This window comes from Bradyrhizobium lupini, assembly GCF_040939785.1.
Lineage (GTDB): Bacteria > Pseudomonadota > Alphaproteobacteria > Rhizobiales > Xanthobacteraceae > Bradyrhizobium > Bradyrhizobium canariense_D.
Map to the genome: position 1 here is coordinate 4,341,949 of NZ_CP162553.1, position 16,056 is coordinate 4,358,004.

Annotated in this window: 19 protein-coding genes and 2 tRNA genes; 18 read left to right on the forward strand and 3 right to left on the reverse strand. The window is 62.9% G+C overall.

From position 1 onward, the window contains the following. Positions 1 to 4 precede the first annotated feature (4 nt). Entirely contained in the window at positions 5 to 481 is a 477-nt protein-coding gene (locus AB3L03_RS20495; protein WP_018453100.1) for a Crp/Fnr family transcriptional regulator, read from the forward strand. A 132-nt stretch (positions 482 to 613) separates the two neighbouring features. Then, positions 614 to 943: a hypothetical protein gene (locus tag AB3L03_RS20500; protein ID WP_085361134.1), complete on the forward strand. Its 330-nt coding sequence runs from the start codon at positions 614 to 616 to the stop codon at positions 941 to 943. 212 nt (positions 944 to 1,155) lie between these two features. Here AB3L03_RS20500 and AB3L03_RS20505 read toward each other — a convergent pair whose 3' ends face one another. After that, on the reverse strand, positions 1,156 to 2,106 hold the full coding sequence (locus AB3L03_RS20505; protein WP_085361133.1) for a LysR family transcriptional regulator: 951 nt from the start codon (positions 2,104 to 2,106) through the stop codon (positions 1,156 to 1,158). 76 nt (positions 2,107 to 2,182) lie between these two features. Between AB3L03_RS20505 and AB3L03_RS20510 the strand changes: the two genes are divergently transcribed. Next, positions 2,183 to 2,737 (forward strand): DUF4440 domain-containing protein, encoded by a 555-nt coding sequence (locus AB3L03_RS20510; protein ID WP_026232462.1) that lies wholly within the window; start codon positions 2,183 to 2,185, stop codon positions 2,735 to 2,737. Between the two features lie 825 nt (positions 2,738 to 3,562). Here AB3L03_RS20510 and AB3L03_RS20515 read toward each other — a convergent pair. Further along, positions 3,563 to 3,637 (reverse strand) — tRNA-Thr (locus AB3L03_RS20515). Positions 3,638 to 3,952: 315 nt separating this feature from the next. Between AB3L03_RS20515 and AB3L03_RS20520 the strand changes: the two genes are divergently transcribed. The 14 genes from AB3L03_RS20520 (at position 3,953) to AB3L03_RS20585 (ending at position 13,572) form a co-directional block, all read left to right on the forward strand. After that, a complete protein-coding gene (locus tag AB3L03_RS20520; RefSeq protein ID WP_085361131.1) occupies positions 3,953 to 4,165 on the forward strand; it encodes a hypothetical protein in 213 nt (70 codons plus the stop codon). Between the two features lie 26 nt (positions 4,166 to 4,191). Then, entirely contained in the window at positions 4,192 to 5,898 is a 1,707-nt protein-coding gene (locus tag AB3L03_RS20525) for an FAD-dependent oxidoreductase (protein WP_247821031.1), read from the forward strand. 236 nt (positions 5,899 to 6,134) lie between these two features. Further along, positions 6,135 to 6,443 (forward strand): EthD family reductase, encoded by a 309-nt coding sequence (locus AB3L03_RS20530; RefSeq protein ID WP_007615494.1) that lies wholly within the window; start codon positions 6,135 to 6,137, stop codon positions 6,441 to 6,443. A 226-nt stretch (positions 6,444 to 6,669) separates the two neighbouring features. After that, the gene (locus AB3L03_RS20535) at positions 6,670 to 7,179 is read left to right on the forward strand and encodes a hypothetical protein (protein WP_368506957.1); all 510 of its coding nucleotides are present in this window, start codon (positions 6,670 to 6,672) and stop codon (positions 7,177 to 7,179) included. Positions 7,180 to 7,198: 19 nt separating this feature from the next. Then, positions 7,199 to 8,023, forward strand: a complete 825-nt coding sequence (locus AB3L03_RS20540; RefSeq protein ID WP_368506958.1) for an alpha/beta fold hydrolase — start codon at positions 7,199 to 7,201, stop codon at positions 8,021 to 8,023. Between the two features lie 136 nt (positions 8,024 to 8,159). Continuing rightward, positions 8,160 to 8,819, forward strand: coding sequence for an NAD(P)H-binding protein (locus AB3L03_RS20545; RefSeq protein ID WP_368506959.1), 660 nt, complete (start codon positions 8,160 to 8,162; stop codon positions 8,817 to 8,819). Positions 8,820 to 8,900: 81 nt separating this feature from the next. After that, positions 8,901 to 9,338 carry a DUF2948 family protein gene (locus AB3L03_RS20550; protein ID WP_026232464.1) on the forward strand — a complete coding sequence of 146 codons (438 nt, stop codon included), beginning with the start codon at positions 8,901 to 8,903 and terminating at the stop codon, positions 9,336 to 9,338. 152 nt (positions 9,339 to 9,490) lie between these two features. Beyond that, a complete protein-coding gene (gene hisD, locus AB3L03_RS20555; protein ID WP_368506960.1) occupies positions 9,491 to 10,786 on the forward strand; it encodes a histidinol dehydrogenase in 1,296 nt (431 codons plus the stop codon). Then, a complete protein-coding gene (locus AB3L03_RS20560) occupies positions 10,783 to 11,280 on the forward strand; it encodes a UPF0262 family protein (protein ID WP_368506961.1) in 498 nt (165 codons plus the stop codon). The genes hisD and AB3L03_RS20560 overlap by 4 nt, the downstream gene beginning before the upstream one ends. 5 nt (positions 11,281 to 11,285) lie before the next feature. Then, positions 11,286 to 11,753: a low molecular weight phosphatase family protein gene (locus AB3L03_RS20565; protein ID WP_368506962.1), complete on the forward strand. Its 468-nt coding sequence runs from the start codon at positions 11,286 to 11,288 to the stop codon at positions 11,751 to 11,753. 156 nt (positions 11,754 to 11,909) lie between these two features. After that, entirely contained in the window at positions 11,910 to 12,539 is a 630-nt protein-coding gene (locus AB3L03_RS20570) for a Maf-like protein (RefSeq protein ID WP_007597557.1), read from the forward strand. Between the two features lie 155 nt (positions 12,540 to 12,694). Next, positions 12,695 to 12,877, forward strand: coding sequence for a DNA gyrase inhibitor YacG (yacG, locus tag AB3L03_RS20575; RefSeq protein ID WP_007597555.1), 183 nt, complete (start codon positions 12,695 to 12,697; stop codon positions 12,875 to 12,877). 185 nt (positions 12,878 to 13,062) lie between these two features. After that, a tRNA-Phe gene (locus tag AB3L03_RS20580) sits at positions 13,063 to 13,138 on the forward strand. A 185-nt stretch (positions 13,139 to 13,323) separates the two neighbouring features. Continuing rightward, the gene (locus tag AB3L03_RS20585; protein WP_007615460.1) at positions 13,324 to 13,572 is read left to right on the forward strand and encodes a hypothetical protein; all 249 of its coding nucleotides are present in this window, start codon (positions 13,324 to 13,326) and stop codon (positions 13,570 to 13,572) included. A 13-nt stretch (positions 13,573 to 13,585) separates the two neighbouring features. Here the strand turns inward: AB3L03_RS20585 and AB3L03_RS20590 are convergent, their stop codons facing one another. Continuing rightward, positions 13,586 to 14,728, reverse strand: coding sequence for a helix-turn-helix transcriptional regulator (locus AB3L03_RS20590; RefSeq protein ID WP_368506963.1), 1,143 nt, complete (start codon positions 14,726 to 14,728; stop codon positions 13,586 to 13,588). A 651-nt stretch (positions 14,729 to 15,379) separates the two neighbouring features. Here AB3L03_RS20590 and AB3L03_RS20595 point away from each other — a divergent pair. After that, complete coding sequence (locus tag AB3L03_RS20595) at positions 15,380 to 16,054, forward strand: FABP family protein (protein WP_368506964.1); 675 nt, start codon at positions 15,380 to 15,382, stop codon at positions 16,052 to 16,054. Positions 16,055 to 16,056 lie beyond the last annotated feature (2 nt).

The following is a 16,056-nucleotide window of genomic DNA, read 5'->3' on the forward strand; positions in this document are numbered from 1 at the left end:
CGCGATGGCCGTCAGTGTCCCCGACCTGAGAGCATTCCTGCTCGCCACACCGTTCTTCGGCGGTATCCCGGATCAAAGTCTCGACCTCCTGATGTCGATGCTGGTTGAGTGCCGATTTGATACCGGAGCAACCGTCGTGACGGAGGGCGAGCCCGGACGCTCGCTGTTCATCGTCAAATCCGGCCGGCTGGCGGTGAGCAAGCGGGCGAATGCGGGCAACGTCATCCCGATTTCCGTTCTGGAGCCCGGCGATTTCTTCGGTGAGATGACGCTGATTGAAATGCAAAATCGATCCGCCACGGTGGTCGCGGAGAGTCCGACCGTGCTTTACGAGCTGACCGCCCAGAAGCTCTACGCTTGCTACAAGGCCGATATCCACACCTATGTGATCGTCCTGCAAAACATCAATCGCGAGCTATGCCGACGGCTGCGCCGTTCAGACGATCGGTTAGCGGGGCATCAGGTGGGTGACGAGAGTTGACATGCGTAGCATGGGTAGAGCGAAGCGAAACCCATCATGTCTCGTCACCGCGCAAATCTTCCATGGATTTTCGTTTCGCTGTACCCATCCTACGAACTCCCCGGCACCGTAGGCTTCGAATAGGAAACTAACATGGCTCAAGCCGGAGATAATGGACGGTTCGCGGCGTTCAAGCACCACGCCAAGGTGCACTCCTTCAGAGTCAGCACTGCTTTTCTGACTTGGATTCTGCTCGGCGCGACGCTCTTTTACAAGCCTGAGTGGGTCCGATGGGCCCTGCGAACAGGCACGCACGCTATTGAAGCTGTCGGCGATGCGCTTCCTGGTTATTGGGGCGCTCAGGCCGAAATTGTCTTGCGCGAACTCGGTGGTTTCCTTTGGATCCAGATCACGGCCGCGATCCTGTTTGTCCGGTTCGTGTTCTGGCTGATCGGGGCCTCGTGGCGCCGTGGTCGGCGGTAGATCCAGTCAGCTCGCGTAGGATGGGTAGAGCACTTGCGAAACCCATCATGCTTCGTCACCGAGCAATGCTATGCAATTCCTGGCCAAAACTGACTGGAGCTCTCGCTCGGGCGATGCCCGCAAGTGACCCCGAAGCGGCGGTCGCGGGGAAGTTGAGGTTCGCTAAGGCCCCATAGGCCTAAAATGTGCTTTAAGGAATATAAGAGACATCCTCAGCTGAGGGAGCCAACCTCAGCGGCGATTTCTTCCGTCAACCACGCAATGCCCGCATCCATCATTGCTGCCTTGGTCGTAATGGCCATGATTGCATCGGACTTCCGCTTCAAAGGAAGCTCAACCAATTGCAGCGCGAAACGAGCCGCGTATCTCTCGACGAGACGGCGCGGCAATGTTGCTATCAAGTCCGAGTTTGAAATTTGCGTGAGTGCCATCATAAAGGTGGGCACGGTCAGGACAATGCGGCGCTGGAGGCCGCGCTTCTCCAGGAGTTGGTCGACAAAACCTCGCGGATCGCCGTCGAGCGACACAAGAAGATGCTGTGCTCTGCAGAATGCAGCAATCGTTGGTGCGCGGGCGAATCCGTTTCCCTTGCGCATCGCGACCACGAAACACTCATCGTAAAGCTTTCTTGCCTGGAAGCGGGTTGGCACTGTGCCCAGGGGCAGGATGGCCAAGTCGATTTCGCGCTTCTCCAGCTTCTCCAGGCTTGACCGCCAAGGGTGCTCCACAGCGCTTGCATGCCGCCCTGGCATCAGATGGATCAAGCTCAGGTCGGCACGGGGTGCCTTTCTCCTGAGCCGCCCCGCAAATGGTCCCATCACCGTGTCCATGATCGCATCAGGAGCGCCAATGGAAAAACGGCGGCTACTTGTAGTCGCGTCGAAGGGCGTAGCTGAAGCAAATACGCGCCCTACGCGAGAAAGGATATCTCCTACTGGCTCGCCGAGTTCCAGCGCACGCTCCGTCGGCACAACACCCTTCGGCGTCCGTAAGAACAGGGGGTCATTAAATAGATGCCGTAGCCGCCCAAGTGAATGACTTACGGCAGAAGGGGTGATGTTCAAGCGGCTAGCCGCTCGCGCCACGTGGCTCTCCTCCAGCACAGTGTGGAAGACCAGCAGCAAGTTAAGATCGACTTTTGACAAGGAAATGTGGTTCAGCATATTGCTGAGGTTATATCACTGGATTCATGTCTCTGAAAGCTCCATGGATTGCGCAACGTTAGCCACAGGAGCTGAAATGACCAAACACCATGCAAACTGGCCAGGAACGCTGTCACGGCGGTCCGCGATCACGACAGTCGCTGCGGCATCGTTGACCCCTCGATTTTGCGCTAGTGTGGCTGCCAGTGACGACGTCGCTCACCTTATCGAGCGCGCCGCTGCGAAAAACGCGGCCTTCATGCGCGGGGACATGGATCGTTGGCTGGCCCTTGTTCGCATCGCCAGTGACTTCACGTTAATGCAACCATTCGGCGGCCCAACTAGCCACGGGTTCGACGCAAGTCCTGAACGTTTGGCGAAGCTATCTCAGTTTTTCAAGAACGGTGAGACGACCTTGGAGGTCGTGCAAACCTATGCATCGGACAAGCTGGTCGTTCTCGTCATGGTCGAGCGGCAATATGCCGAAGTCGGGAGCTTACCAAAACAAGACTGGTCGCTCCGAGTTACGGAAATCTATCGCAAGGACGGTTCTGAATGGCAGTTAGTCCATCGCCACGCAGACCCGCTGGTTCATGGCGTTACGTTGCAGGAGGCGGCGACGATTGCTCGCGGCGGACGTAAGGATGAATGACCGCGGCAACTGGCGTCTTATCAGAAGAAGGATCGATTGCGCCGAAGACTGCATTACATGCAGGTCCACTTCCCCTTTTGGCCCCATAGCGGAAGTCTGCTCGACGTCGGCTTGTATCCCCTTCCATAGGTGGGGCGATATACGTGCTTAGGCGCGCGCTAGGCAGGCAAATCTGACCCGTCGGGCAAAACACCTCTCTCCTGCAAAATCTCGTCAACCCTCCTCCACAAAAATATTCCACTTTACCGAAATTCGGAATCGCAGTATCAATCCGCCATCCCGGTCCAGGGAGAGGGGCGATCGTCCGTCGTAACGTACGTGGATCGGGGGGCGGTGGACGCGGCAGTGTCGGGCACGCGAAGGCGGAACCAGGGCGAGATGAACCTCGTGAGGTCCTGTTGCGTGCGGACGAACGGCGCCTGTGTCCGGCGAAGCCTCTTGGCGAAGCCGGATCGCTGCGTACGGCAAAATCGTGTGGTCCTGGCCGTCGTTGCTACGGTCAAGCCTTGCGGAGATGGATCGAGGCTCAACCGGGTCTCAATGCATCGTCAATTCGCAAGGCGACGGTGACAAAAAGGAACTCGTCGCCGGGGAGAGCGCGGCATAAGCCGTCAACCCACTGCGCAGGGAAGGCCGAGTGTTCGGCGTCACCTGTATGCTGCTGTGCGGTCTTTTTGCGCTACATTTTCGCGCAGCGGACCGCGGGTGCCAGCCGGCACCCGGTCTTCCCTGCGCCCTCTTCACAGAGGAGGGTCAAGGTAGAAGCAAAACTCGGGCATCTCATGCCGCGAGAAGGCTGTTTCATGTGTGATTTGAGCGAGGGAATGGTGCTGCCAGACAGGATTGAACTGTCGACCTCTCCATTACCAATGGAGTGCTCTACCACTGAGCTACGGCAGCATGTGCTGGGATAAGAATCGGCCGCCACGAGGGCCTACCAAGCGGGCCGATATCTGCCACAAGGCCCCCTCCTGTGCAAGCTTGCTAGCTCTGCCAAAGCGATAAAATCGGGTCGATATCGGGGCCAAAATGCCTGTTCTGGCGCGAAACGGCCGACTTTCCGCGGAATAGGTTCCGATATCCCCACCCAACTGGCCAGTTGCCCGATACGCCGGATTCGATCCATTTCGATTTTCGCACGATCGGATCGCGCAGGCCTCTTGAGCCGCCTTATTCCTCGGGCATGTTATCGCCGATCGCTGTAATGGACCGGTGATGGCAGACGAGAACGACAAGAGCACGAAGCAGGACGCCAGACAGGCGAGGGCGTCCCGCGACGACCGGCTCAAATCGGCGCTGCGCGAAAACCTGAAGCGGCGGAAGATGCAGGCGCGCGAACGCGCCGCAAGCACCGACCCCTCGCAGAATGAAGATGGTTCCCTAGATGAGGGGGCCGCCGGCGAGATAGCCGGCAAGACCGGCGACTAGAATTTTTGGAGTGCATGGACGTGGCAATGGGGCAGGACGAATCGCAACGACCCGAGAGTGACGCGCAGATGTCGCGGTTCACCCGCCCTGAACAGACCTTTCCGGCGCTGACACCAGCCGAGATCGAGCGTGTCAGGCATTTCGGCGAGGTCCGCAACTATGCCGATGGGGAATTCCTGTTCGAGACCGGTAAGCCGGGACCCGGCATGTTCGTCGTGCTCAAGGGCCACGTCGCCATCACCCAGCGCGACGGCCTCGGCCATGTCACGCCGTTGATCGATCAGGGGCCGGGGCAATTTTTGGCCGAGCTGAGCCAGCTCTCCGGACGGCCGGCGCTGGTCGACGGCCGCGCCGAAGGCGATGTCGAGACGCTGCTGTTGCCGCCGGAGCGGCTGCGCGCGCTGCTGGTCGCCGAGGCCGAACTCGGCGAGCGCATCATGCGCGCGCTGATCCTGCGCCGGGTCAATCTGCTCCAGGGCGGCGTCGGCGGCGTGGTGCTGATCGGTCCGTCGCATTCGGCAGGCGTGGTGCGGTTGCAGGGCTTCCTCACCCGCAACGGCCAGCCGCATCATCTGCTCGATCCCGCGCGCGATCGCGACGCCGCCGACGTCATCGCGCGTTATTCGCCCAAGCCGGACGACTGGCCGCTGGTCGTCACACCCGATGGTGCGGTGCTGCGCAATCCCGGCGAAACCGAGCTTGCGCGCGCGATCGGCATGATCGGCGGTCCGCGCAACGACCGTATCTACGACGTCGCGATCGTCGGCTCGGGGCCAGCCGGGCTCGCCACGGCCGTGTATGCCGCGTCCGAAGGCCTCTCCGTCGCCGTGCTCGACACCCGCGCCTTCGGCGGCCAGGCCGGCGCCAGCGCGCGCATCGAAAACTATCTGGGCTTTCCGACCGGCATTTCCGGCCAGGCCCTGACCGCGCGCGCCTTCAACCAGGCACAAAAGTTCGGCGCGGAAATCATGATCCCGGTGACGGTGAAGTCGCTCGACTGCACGCGCAAGGACGGCGCGTTCTCGGTGGCGCTTGACGGCTGCGATCCCCTGCATTCGCGCGCGGTGGTGGTCGCAAGCGGCGCACGCTATCGCCGGCCCGAGATCGAGAACCTCGACAAGTTCGAAGGCCGTGGCGTCTGGTATTGGGCCTCGCCGGTCGAGGCGAAGCTCTGCGCCGGCGAGGAAGTGGCGCTGGTCGGCGCCGGAAACTCGGCGGGGCAGGCCGCTGTGTTCCTGTCGGGGCACGCCAAAAAAGTGCTGATGATCATCCGCGGCGGCGGTCTCGGCGCCAGCATGTCGCGCTATCTCATCGAGCGCATCGAAGCCACGCCGAACATCGAACTGATGTTCAACACCGAGATCACGGCGCTCGAAGGCGACGAGGCCTCGCTGCTGCGGCGCATCCGCTGGAAGAGCCGGCTCTCGGCCGACGAGGATTTCGCCGACATCCGCAATCTCTTCCTGTTCGTCGGCGCCGATCCCGCCACCAACTGGCTCGACGGCTGCGGCATCACGCTCGATCGCGGCGGCTTCGTCGTCACAGGCGCGCAGTCCGAGCAGAACCAGGGCCGGCTGGTCGCGCCGCTGGAGACGTCGGTGCCCGGCGTGTACGCCGTCGGCGACGTCCGCTCCGGCTCGGTCAAGCGCGTCGGCGGCGCCATCGGCGAAGGCGCCCAGGTCGTGGCCTCCCTGCACGGCTTCCTCGGCGACGCCGCAAAACCGGCGCTTTAGTCAAGGACAAGGCAAGTAAATGGCAAGTCGAATGAGGCTTGCCATCTTGCGGTGTGATGCGTGACTATCTCCTCATCCTGAGGAGCGCGCATTGCGCGCGTCTCGAAGGATGAAGGCCCAGCTGCCAAAGCCGGGCCTGCATGGTTCGCGCGGCGATGCGCAAGCATCGTCCGCAGGGCGCTCGCGCGCCTCCTCACCATGAGGATCGACAAAGAAGCGCTTAACGGGAGGACTAAATGGCTGAAATCGTCGTGCTGTATAAAACGCCCACGGATGCTGCGGCCTTCGACAAATACTATGCCGAGACCCACATTCCGCTCGCCAAGAAACTTCCAGGCTTGAAGAAGTACGCCATCAGCAAGGGGCCGGTCGGCTCCCCCGCTGGACCTTCCGGAATCCATCTCGTCGCCATTCTCACCTTCGACAGCACGGCCGACATCCAGGCGGCATTCGCTAGCCCGGAAGGCAAGGCGACCGGCGCCGACGTGCCGAAATTCGCCAGTGGCGGCGCCGACCTGTTGATCTTCGACACCAAGGAAGTGTGAACCGCGATTCGACTTCGTCGACTCGTAGCCCGGGATTTCGCTTCGCTCCATCCGGGCTACAACTGCCGTCGTTTGTGACAGCGGTGCAAATAATTCAGCCATGCGTTTTCGATTCGCACGATGACGCATGGCTGCGCACGCATGTGTGACGCCAGCGCGTGTGGCAATCTGATGAGGGCCGTAATATCAATCTCCCGAACTCGATGCAGAGAATAGGAGAGATGTCATGGTTCTTGGGTTGAGCTTGCCCGCCTTCACGCTGGTTCATGTCATCATCAGCCTGATCGGCATCGCCGCCGGCCTCGTCGTGATGTTCGGCCTGCTCGGCTCGAAGTCGATGCCGGGCCTCACCGCGATTTTCTTAGCGTTCACGATCCTCACCAGTGCCACCGGCTTCCTGTTTCCGTTCAAGGAGCTGCTGCCGTCGCATATCATCGGCATCATCTCGCTGGTGCTGCTCGCGATCGCCTGCGTCGCGCTCTACGGCATGAAGCTCGCTGGGGTGTGGCGCCCGGTCTACATCGTGACCGCGATGATCTCGCTCTATTTCAACGTCTTCGTGTTGGTGATCCAGTCGTTCCTGAAGGTGCCGGCACTCGCCGCGCTCGCTCCCGCCGTGGCGCCCGCGCCGCCCGGAGGTCCGGTGTTCGCCGTGGTGCAGGGCCTCGTGCTGGTGTTCTTCGTGGTGCTCACCGTCGGCGCCTGGCGCCGCTTCAAACCGATGGCGTTCGCCTGAACATACAAGGAGCCTGACAATGCCCACCATCACCACCAAGGACGGCGTCGAGATCTTCTACAAGGACTGGGGAAGTGGCCAGCCGATCGTGTTCAGTCACGGCTGGCCGCTGTCGGCTGACGACTGGGACGCGCAGATGATGTTCTTCGTCACGCGCGGCTATCGCGTCATCGCGCATGACCGTCGCGGCCATGGCCGTTCGTCGCAGGTCGCCGACGGCCACGACATGGATCATTATGCCGATGATCTCGCAGCCGTGACGGCCCATCTCGATCTCAAGAACGCAATCCACGTCGGCCACTCCACCGGCGGCGGCGAAGTCGTGCATTACATCGCGCGCCATGGCGAGAGCCGGGTGGCGAAGGCCGCGATCCTCTCCGCAGTGCCGCCGCTGATGCTGAAGACGGAGGCTAATCCCGGCGGCCTGCCCAAGAGCGTGTTCGACGATTTCCAGGTGCAGCTCGCTGCCGGCCGCGCCAGCTTCTACCGCGACATCGCGGCCGGCCCCTTCTATGGCTACAACCGTCCCGGCGCAAAGCCCTCGGAAGCGGTGATCCAGAACTGGTGGCGCCAGGGCATGATGGGCGGCGCGAAAGCCCATTACGACGGCATCGTCGCGTTTTCGCAAACCGACTTCACCGAGGATCTGAAGAAGATCAATGTGCCTGTGCTGGTGATGCACGGCGACGACGACCAGATCGTGCCTTACGCCGACTCCGCGCCGCTGTCGGCCAAGCTCTTGAAGAACGGCACGCTGAAGACCTACAAGGGTTTCCCGCACGGCATGCCGACAACGCACGCCGAGACCATCAACGCGGACCTGCTTGCGTTCTTCAAGGAGTGAGCGGCCTCAGTCCACGCGCGGACCGATCTGATTTCGGACGGGCCGGGTGCGAACACGTTCCAGTCGCGTGTGAGCCGGTGGTTGCAGCGTTTCATTAGCCAGTCTGCCGCGGAAGGCGCGCTGCGGGGAGGTCCCGATGCAGATCATCATCTTCGGCGCGACCGGCATGGTCGGGCAGGGCGTTCTGCGCGAATGCCTGATCGATGCCCGCATCGATCGCGTGCTCGTGGTCGGCCGCAGCCCGACCGGCGTGCGCCACGCCAAGCTCACCGAGATCACACACGGCGAGTTCACGGACTACTCGGCGATCGAAGCGCAGCTCACCGGCTTCGATGCCTGCTTCTTCTGCCTCGGCGTCTCCTCGATCGGCATGAGCGGGGAGCGCTACCGCCATCTGACCTATGACATCACGCTCGCAGCGGCGACCGCGCTGGCACGGCTCAATCCGCAGATGACATTCGTCTATGTCACGGGCGCCGGCACTGATTCCACCGAGCAGGGTTCGCGGATGTGGGCGCGGATCAAGGGCAAGACCGAGAACGACCTGCTCAAGCTGCCATTCAAGGCGGCCTACATGTTCCGGCCCGGTGCGATCCAACCGCTCCACGGTGCCCGCTCCAAGACTGCGTGGGTGCAGGCCGTGTATGCAGCAAGTTGGCCGCTGTGGTCGGTGCTGCGCCGGCTCTCGCCGCGGCTCGTTACCTCGACCGAGCAGATCGGCCGCGCCATGATCCGGGTTGCGCGGGAGGGGTATCCGCGAAAGGTGCTGGAGATGGAGGATATCAATAGCCTCTAGTCCCGTAGGGCATTAGTTCTAGGGAAATTTCGCCGCCCGCGCGCGTTGAGCCCTATCCGCCCGAAGGAGAAAGCGCCGTCGATGTCTCCCCAGCTCAAACTGATCGCACTTGACGCCGACGACCTCTCCGTAATCTCGGCCCACGTCCAGGACGCCCGCGTGCAGCCCTCGGACATCATCTGGCGGCAAAGTGAAAAGCGGCTGGTCGTCGGCATGAGCCGGTTGGACTGGGAGCAGACGCTGGACGGCGAAGCCGAGCCGCGCAGGCTGGTGGCGGCTCTCCGGTTCGACCGCGTGCTCGCCTGTAAGTCGCGCGACATCGACCTCGACGCGCCGGACACTGTCCTGGACCTTGTCGGCATCGAATTCCACGGCCAGGACGCCCCCGGCGGGAGCGCGCTGCTGCTGTTTGCCCAAGGCGGCGCCATCCGCCTCGACGTCGAATGCCTGGAATGCGAGCTGACTGATCTGGGGGCGGATCAGCTGGGGACGGGGTTGGAGGCTGAAGGCGAGGGGTGAGGTGGCATGCCAACGCCACGCCTTCCGGTTTCGCCAGGACGACGCCGGAGGGGAGCGGCCCGGCTCAAGGGTTGACGCAGCTTCCCCGCCGCGCCATTGAGCAGGGGCCTGGTGAGCCAAACCGCGCCCCCAAAAACCAGTTAGAAGCCAAGATGCCCGTTCGTCTCGACCGCAGCAGCGCCGATTTTGACCAGCGATTCGGGGCCTTCCTCGCCGCCAAGCGCGAGGCCTCGGCCGATGTCGAGGCGGCCGCGCGTGCCATCGTCGACGACGTGGCGAAGCGGGGCGATGCCGCCTTGCTCGAGGCCACGGCAAAGTTCGACCGGTTGACGCTCGATGCATCCGACCTGCGCGTCACCGCCGCCGAGATCGAGGCCGCGGTGAAAGCCTGTGATGCAGCGACGCTGGATGCGCTCAAGCTCGCGCGCGATCGCATCGAGACCTATCACCGCCGCCAACTGCCGAAGGACGAGCGCTTCACCGATCAGCTCGGCGTCGAGCTCGGCTGGCGCTACACCGCGATCGAATCCGCCGGCCTCTACGTGCCCGGCGGCACCGCGGCCTATCCGTCCTCGGTGCTGATGAATGCGGTGCCGGCAAAGGTCGCCGGCGTGACGCGTCTCGTCATGGTGGTGCCCTCGCCCGACGGCAAGCTCAATCCGCTGGTGCTGGCGGCGGCAAAGCTTGGCGGCGTCACCGAGATCTATCGCGTCGGCGGTGCGCAGGCGGTGGCCGCGCTCGCCCATGGCACCGCGACGATCGCGCCCGTCGCCAAGATCATCGGCCCCGGCAATGCATATGTCGCCGCGGCAAAGCGGCTGGTCTTCGGCAAGGTCGGCATCGACATGATCGCCGGTCCCTCCGAGGTGCTCGTCATCGCCGATGACACCGGCAATGCCGACTGGATTGCCGCCGACCTGCTGGCCCAGGCTGAGCACGATGCCAGCGCGCAGTCGATCCTGATTACCGATTCCGCGCGCCTTGCCGCCGATGTCGAAAAAGCCGTCGAGGCGCAGTTGAAGACGCTGCCGCGCGCCGTGATCGCCAGCGCCTCGTGGGCCGATTTCGGCGCCATCATCATGGTGAAGAACCTCAACGACGCCATTCCGCTCGCGGATGCGATTGCCGCCGAACATCTCGAGATCATGACGCAAGATCCCGACGCGCTCGCCGCAAAAATCCGCAACGCCGGCGCCGTGTTCCTCGGGCCGCATACGCCGGAGGCGATCGGGGACTATGTCGGCGGCTCCAACCATGTGCTGCCGACGGCGCGCTCGGCACGATTCTCGTCGGGGCTCTCGGTGCACGATTTCCTCAAGCGCACCTCGATCCTGAAATGCGGCCCGGATCAGCTGCGTGCGCTGGGACCAGCCGCGATGATTCTCGGCAAGGCGGAGGGGCTAGATGCCCATTCGCGCTCGATTGGATTGCGCCTCAATTTGTCATGACCCAGCCGCCCGAACAGGACGACTCGACCAATCGCATCGTCGGCGTCACGCTCGACGAGGACTCGATCGGCCGTTCCGGGCCTGACATCGAGCATGAGCGCGCGATCGCGATCTACGATTTGATCGAGCAGAACCTGTTCGCGCCGGAGGGCGCCGAGGGGAAGGGGCCGTTCACGCTGCATATCGGGATCACCGGCAGCCGGCTGATGTTCGACATCCGTCGCGAGGACGGCACGCCCGTGGTCGCGCATCTGTTGTCGCTGACGCCGTTCCGGCGGATCGTGAAGGACTATTTCATGATCTGCGACAGCTACTATCAGGCGATCCGCACAGCGACGCCGGACAAGATCGAGGCCATCGACATGGGCCGCCGCGGCATCCATGACGAGGGCTCGCGCACGCTGCAGGAGCGGCTGAAGGGCAAGGTGCGGGTCGATTTCGAGACCTCGCGCCGGCTGTTCACGCTCATTACCGTTCTGCACTGGAAGGGTTAAGCGCGATGGCGGGTCCGCCACGCGCACGCGATCCGCAATCGGTGCTGTTCGCTTGCGCCATGAACAGCGTGCGCTCGCCGATGGCCGAGAGCCTGCTGCGGCACATGTTTCCGCAAGGGCTCTACGTGAAATCGGCCGGCGCCAGGCGCGGCGAACTCGATCCGTTCGCGGTGTCCGTGATGGCCGAGCTCGGCCAGGACATCTCCGCCCACAAGCCTCAGACCTTCGAGGAACTGGAGGATTGGGAGGGGTTGAATTTCGACCTGATCATCACGCTGTCGCCGGAGGCGCATCACAGGGCGCTGGAGCTGACCCGCACGCTTGCCGCCGACGTCGAGTATTGGCCGACGCATGATCCCACCACCATGGAAGGCAGCCGCGACCAGAAGTTGGCTGCCTATCGCGACGTCTGCGACCAGCTCCTGCTGCGCATCCGCCGGCGGTTTTCGAAGGTGGGCGCGGCGAACGGGTAGCATTCGGCGCCCGTAACACCCGCGTCACAGACTGCAGGCACACGCATCCTGTACCCGTCGAATCAGTAAAGTCCGGGTTCCCGGGTTGTGAAATCAGCCCCCGTCCGATAGGTTCCGCGCGCAATTCACCCCCTGCTTCATTCCCCAAATCACCTGATGCTCGGCCGCCCCAAATTCGTTCTCGCCTCCGGTTCGCCGCGGCGCCTGTCGCTGCTCAACCAGGCCGGCATCGAGCCGGACGCGCTCCGGCCCGCCGACGTCGACGAGACGCCGAAGCGGGGCGAGCTGCCGCGCGCCTGCGCCAACCGGCTCGCGCGGGCCAAGGCGGATGCGGCGCTCAAATCGGTGCAGCTTGACGACGAGCTGCGCGGCGCCTTCATCCTCTCCGCCGACACGGTGGTGGCGGTCGGCCGCCGCATCTTGCCCAAAGCCAACCTCGTCGACGAGGCCGCGCAGTGCCTGCGGCTGCTGTCGGGTCGCAACCACCGCGTCTACACCGCGATCACCCTGGTGACGCCGCGCGAGGCCTTCCGCCAGCGCCTGGTCGAGACCCGCGTCCGCTTCAAGCGCCTCTCGGAGGACGATATCCAGGCCTATATCGGCTCCGGCGAATGGCGCGGCAAAGCCGGCGGCTACGCGGTGCAGGGCATCGCCGGCTCCTTCGTGGTCAAGATGGTGGGGTCCTACACCAACGTGGTCGGCCTGCCGCTCTACGAGACCACCACGCTGCTCGGCGGCGAAGGTTTCCCGATCCGCTTCGGCTGGCTCAACGCCACCGCCGTCTGAGCCGAAAAGCCGCTCCTGCAAAAATCGCGAAAACAACCCCATGCACAGTAGAATTGCCCCGCGGAAATCTGGCCGGGACGCCTGCGCTTCCGCCGGAGGAACCCCTTTGGCGACGGGCTCTTGAACTCTCTCACCTCGTGTAAGCTGAGCACCCTATGGACGACCAGGTGAAAAAGCCCGCAAGCCCCCTCAAAACCTGTCCGATCTGCGGCAAGCCGCAGTCCGAGGCCACCCGCCCGTTCTGCTCCTCGCGCTGCCGCGACGTCGATCTGAACCGCTGGCTGAAAGGCTCCTATGTCATTCCCGGCCGCGATGACGAGGCAGACGGAGAGGAATAACCCTGTTCTATCAAGTATTTAAATTGTCGATGCACCGCTACGCGGCGTTGCCTCCGAGCCACGTCCTGCCTTGTGCACAGCCGGGCCACGCCCCGCGAAGCCATCGGCGAAGCGTGGGTGGACAGGCAGCCTTCAGCCCACTATAAACCGCCCGCTCGATGGGCTTTGGCCCCTCTTTGGAGCACGCCCAGGTAGCTCAGTTGGTAGAGCATGCGACTGAAAATCGCAGTGTCGGTGGTTCGATTCCGCCCCTGGGCACCATTTTCGCTCTCCACGGGCAACATCTTGCCCAGCGCCAAGCCTTGAGCGCCAAGCCTTGACCAGCCGGCTCGCGCAGCAATCCGTTCCGGAACCAGATCGCGCCCGCCCGTTGCTGGCACTCTGCTTGCTCAGCCAGGACCAAAGTCTGGCCTTGGAAGAGAGGTCGTTTCAGGTTGAGGCAAGTGATGCAGGAAATGTCCCGTTCTGGTGCTGCCGGCGAACTCCGGCTCGATGCGTTGGTCGCCGATTTGTGGTGGCGCGTTAGACTCATCAACACCGACATTCTCGAGGAAGAGGCGAGAGCAGGGGTGTTTGACGTGCTTCAGCCGACCTATCCGCTTCTTGCGCTGAATCTTCGCGCGCGACGCGACAATTTGGTCTCGACGATCGGCGTGCTCGAGCAGCGTGCGCGATCAACGTCGGAAGCGGCTTGAGCGCGGTCTTCTGTTACACCGGGAACGTCAGCGATTTCGCGAGCCTGACCAGATCGACCTGGCGCCGGCAGCCCGTCTTTTCGAAGACGTGAATGAGGTGGCTCTTCACGGTGCTGACGGAAACGCCGAGCAAGGCCGAGATCGCGTCTCGCGTGTGTCCCTCGCAAATGAGCTCGAAGATGCGAATCTCGGCCGGCGTCAGGTCATAGAGCTGGTTGAGCGCATCGTGAGGCAATCGCGGCGGCCCGGAGGCTGACGTCACGAACACGGCGGCAGCGGCGCTCTGGATCAGACCGGATCGTGTGTGGCTGCGTCGCAGCGGCAGAACGTGGACGACGAGAGGCTCACCGCTTTGGCGAGGGATCGGGATGCCGATGCCTTTTTGCCCGAGCGTCGCCTCGTCCTTTGCCGCCTGCGCGACGGCTGATTGCAATGTGGCCGTGCTCGCCGCGGCTTGAACCGCGATCCTGCCATGCCTTGCCACGATCGGATCGCCGGCCGCGAGCATCGCCGCGGCTGCGGCGTTGGTGTGAACGATCTTCGAATCCTCGTCGGCCAGGACGACGCCCACCGTCAGGGCCTCCACCGTCGCCGCGAATGTGTTGGCTTCCACCGCCTTCATGTCGAACAGATTGCTGATCGTCACGGCGCGGCGGATGTGAGGCGCCAGAAGGCGCAATCCGTCGACCTGCGCATCGTCGATCCGGCCTGCCGACTCATGCTGGCTGAATATCGCATTTCCAACCATCGTCCTGTCGCGAACGAGGCCGACGGCAACGGCGTCGAACAGGCCCCTGGGCATGGCCCATTCGCGATAGTAGCGGTTGCTGGAAATAACGTCCGGCCGGACGGCTTGGGATTGAACGATCGGCTCGCCGAGCGGGTATTGCCGAATGCGTTCGGCGCCGCCCCAGAGCTCGATGATGTCGGGGCCGTAGCCGACCCCGTTCTGGGCCATCTGGGCCAGGTCGGACCCGGAGACCGCATTGACGACGGCCTTCATGTTGGTGAGGCTGGCGACCGAGAGCGCGCCGGTGGCAAAGCCGATCTCGGCGCAGATCTGATCCAGAACTTCGGTCCAGCCTTCCGGCGCGATCACACAATCATAGACACTGCCGATGAGGTCCGAGAACTTCTCGACCCAAGCCTGCTGCATTCCAAACCACTCACTTGAAAATAAGGACGTCACGTGAACGCTAGTTTAGGAGTGGCTTCATCGCCTATGGTGTATTTCACAATCCTGAGGTGATCTTATCATCGTGATTCCGTGGCGCAAACGGGAACACCGAACACAAATGCTTATGACGCTCTCTTGGGCAGCTGCCATGATTTTCACGAATTCCGGAACGTCAACGCCTTGGCTGCATAAGCCCGACGCTCGGGTGCCTGATTAAAACTGCGGCAGATTCGACGTCGATTGCAAAATCTACCTTGTTGTCAGGTAGCTCGCAGTGATCCACCAAGCGAAAGGCAGAACTCCATGCACAACTCCATCCAGCGATCGCATTGGCGACGTGGTGACACCCTCGAGCGCGACGACGCATCGTCTGCGACCATCGCGACCAGCCCATCGTGCGCGACCATCGCAATCAACCCATCGTCCGGGACCACCGCAATCAACCTAAGGTCCGCGACCACCGCCACTAAGCGCACTGGCGACGGAGCCGAACTGAGGAGGTTCGGCTCCGCTTCGCGTGATGGATCGTCTGCGCGTGACGCCTATGTCCATTCGCGATTGTGAGGCTGGAGAACGAGCCACGCCCGCGCTCTCATGCTATTGCTGCCTCGCAACGACACGAGGACACCCATGCTCCCCCTTCCCGCCGATATCTTCACCGAGCCCGAGGACGTCTCGCCCGACGGGCTTGCCAATCTCGGCCCGCTCCGCCGTCTCGCCGGTGTCTGGCAGGCCGACAAGGGTATCGACATCAATCCGAAGGCCCAGGGGCCGGAGCGGCGGACCTTCATCGAGCGCATCCGGATGGACCCGATCGATCCGCAGGCCAACGGGCCGCAGCTGCTCTATGGGCTGCGCTATCACATCCACATCAACACGCCCGAGGAAGACATCACCTTCCACGACCAGGTCGGCTACTGGTTGTGGGAGCCCGCGACCGGGTTGATCATGCAGACGCTGGCGATCCCGCGCGGGCAGGTGCTGCTGGCGTCGGGCAAGGCCGGGCCGGGCGACAAGGAGATCTCCGTGACCGCCAAGCGCGGCGACACCGCTTACGGGATCTGCTCGACTGATTTTCTGGAACAAGCGTTCCGCACCGATGCTTACCGCTGCGACATCACCTTCAACGACGACGGCAGTTGGACCTATCTGATCCAGACCGAGTTGTTCGTGCGCGGCGCGCCGTTCAACCATCGCGACACCAACACGCTGAAACTCATCGCGCCGCCAAAGCTCAATCCCCTCGCTTTGATCGTGAACGATCGCGCCACTGGGAATGAGAAGGGCAATGAGCCGGCTGCCTGAGC

Bases quoted from the DNA above. Each gene is read 5' to 3' on its own strand.
- AB3L03_RS20495 (WP_018453100.1), top strand. From the start codon at position 5: ATGGCCGTCAGTGTCCCCGACCTGAGAGCATTCCTGCTCGCCACACCG.
- AB3L03_RS20545 (WP_368506959.1), top strand. From the start codon at position 8,160: ATGCAGATCATCATCTTCGGCGCGACCGGCATGGTCGGGCAGGGCGTT.
- hisD (WP_368506960.1), top strand. From the start codon at position 9,491: ATGCCCGTTCGTCTCGACCGCAGCAGCGCCGATTTTGACCAGCGATTC.
- AB3L03_RS20540 (WP_368506958.1), top strand. From the start codon at position 7,199: ATGCCCACCATCACCACCAAGGACGGCGTCGAGATCTTCTACAAGGAC.
- AB3L03_RS20530 (WP_007615494.1), top strand. From the start codon at position 6,135: ATGGCTGAAATCGTCGTGCTGTATAAAACGCCCACGGATGCTGCGGCC.
- AB3L03_RS20570 (WP_007597557.1), top strand. From the start codon at position 11,910: ATGCTCGGCCGCCCCAAATTCGTTCTCGCCTCCGGTTCGCCGCGGCGC.
- AB3L03_RS20510 (WP_026232462.1), top strand. From the start codon at position 2,183: ATGACCAAACACCATGCAAACTGGCCAGGAACGCTGTCACGGCGGTCC.
- AB3L03_RS20595 (WP_368506964.1), top strand. From the start codon at position 15,380: ATGCTCCCCCTTCCCGCCGATATCTTCACCGAGCCCGAGGACGTCTCG.
- AB3L03_RS20535 (WP_368506957.1), top strand. From the start codon at position 6,670: ATGGTTCTTGGGTTGAGCTTGCCCGCCTTCACGCTGGTTCATGTCATC.
- AB3L03_RS20590 (WP_368506963.1), bottom strand. From the start codon at position 14,728: ATGCAGCAGGCTTGGGTCGAGAAGTTCTCGGACCTCATCGGCAGTGTC.
- yacG (WP_007597555.1), top strand. From the start codon at position 12,695: ATGGACGACCAGGTGAAAAAGCCCGCAAGCCCCCTCAAAACCTGTCCG.
- AB3L03_RS20505 (WP_085361133.1), bottom strand. From the start codon at position 2,106: ATGCTGAACCACATTTCCTTGTCAAAAGTCGATCTTAACTTGCTGCTG.
- AB3L03_RS20520 (WP_085361131.1), top strand. From the start codon at position 3,953: ATGGCAGACGAGAACGACAAGAGCACGAAGCAGGACGCCAGACAGGCG.
- AB3L03_RS20525 (WP_247821031.1), top strand. From the start codon at position 4,192: ATGGGGCAGGACGAATCGCAACGACCCGAGAGTGACGCGCAGATGTCG.
- AB3L03_RS20560 (WP_368506961.1), top strand. From the start codon at position 10,783: ATGACCCAGCCGCCCGAACAGGACGACTCGACCAATCGCATCGTCGGC.
- AB3L03_RS20550 (WP_026232464.1), top strand. From the start codon at position 8,901: ATGTCTCCCCAGCTCAAACTGATCGCACTTGACGCCGACGACCTCTCC.
- AB3L03_RS20585 (WP_007615460.1), top strand. From the start codon at position 13,324: ATGCAGGAAATGTCCCGTTCTGGTGCTGCCGGCGAACTCCGGCTCGAT.
- AB3L03_RS20500 (WP_085361134.1), top strand. From the start codon at position 614: ATGGCTCAAGCCGGAGATAATGGACGGTTCGCGGCGTTCAAGCACCAC.
- AB3L03_RS20565 (WP_368506962.1), top strand. From the start codon at position 11,286: ATGGCGGGTCCGCCACGCGCACGCGATCCGCAATCGGTGCTGTTCGCT.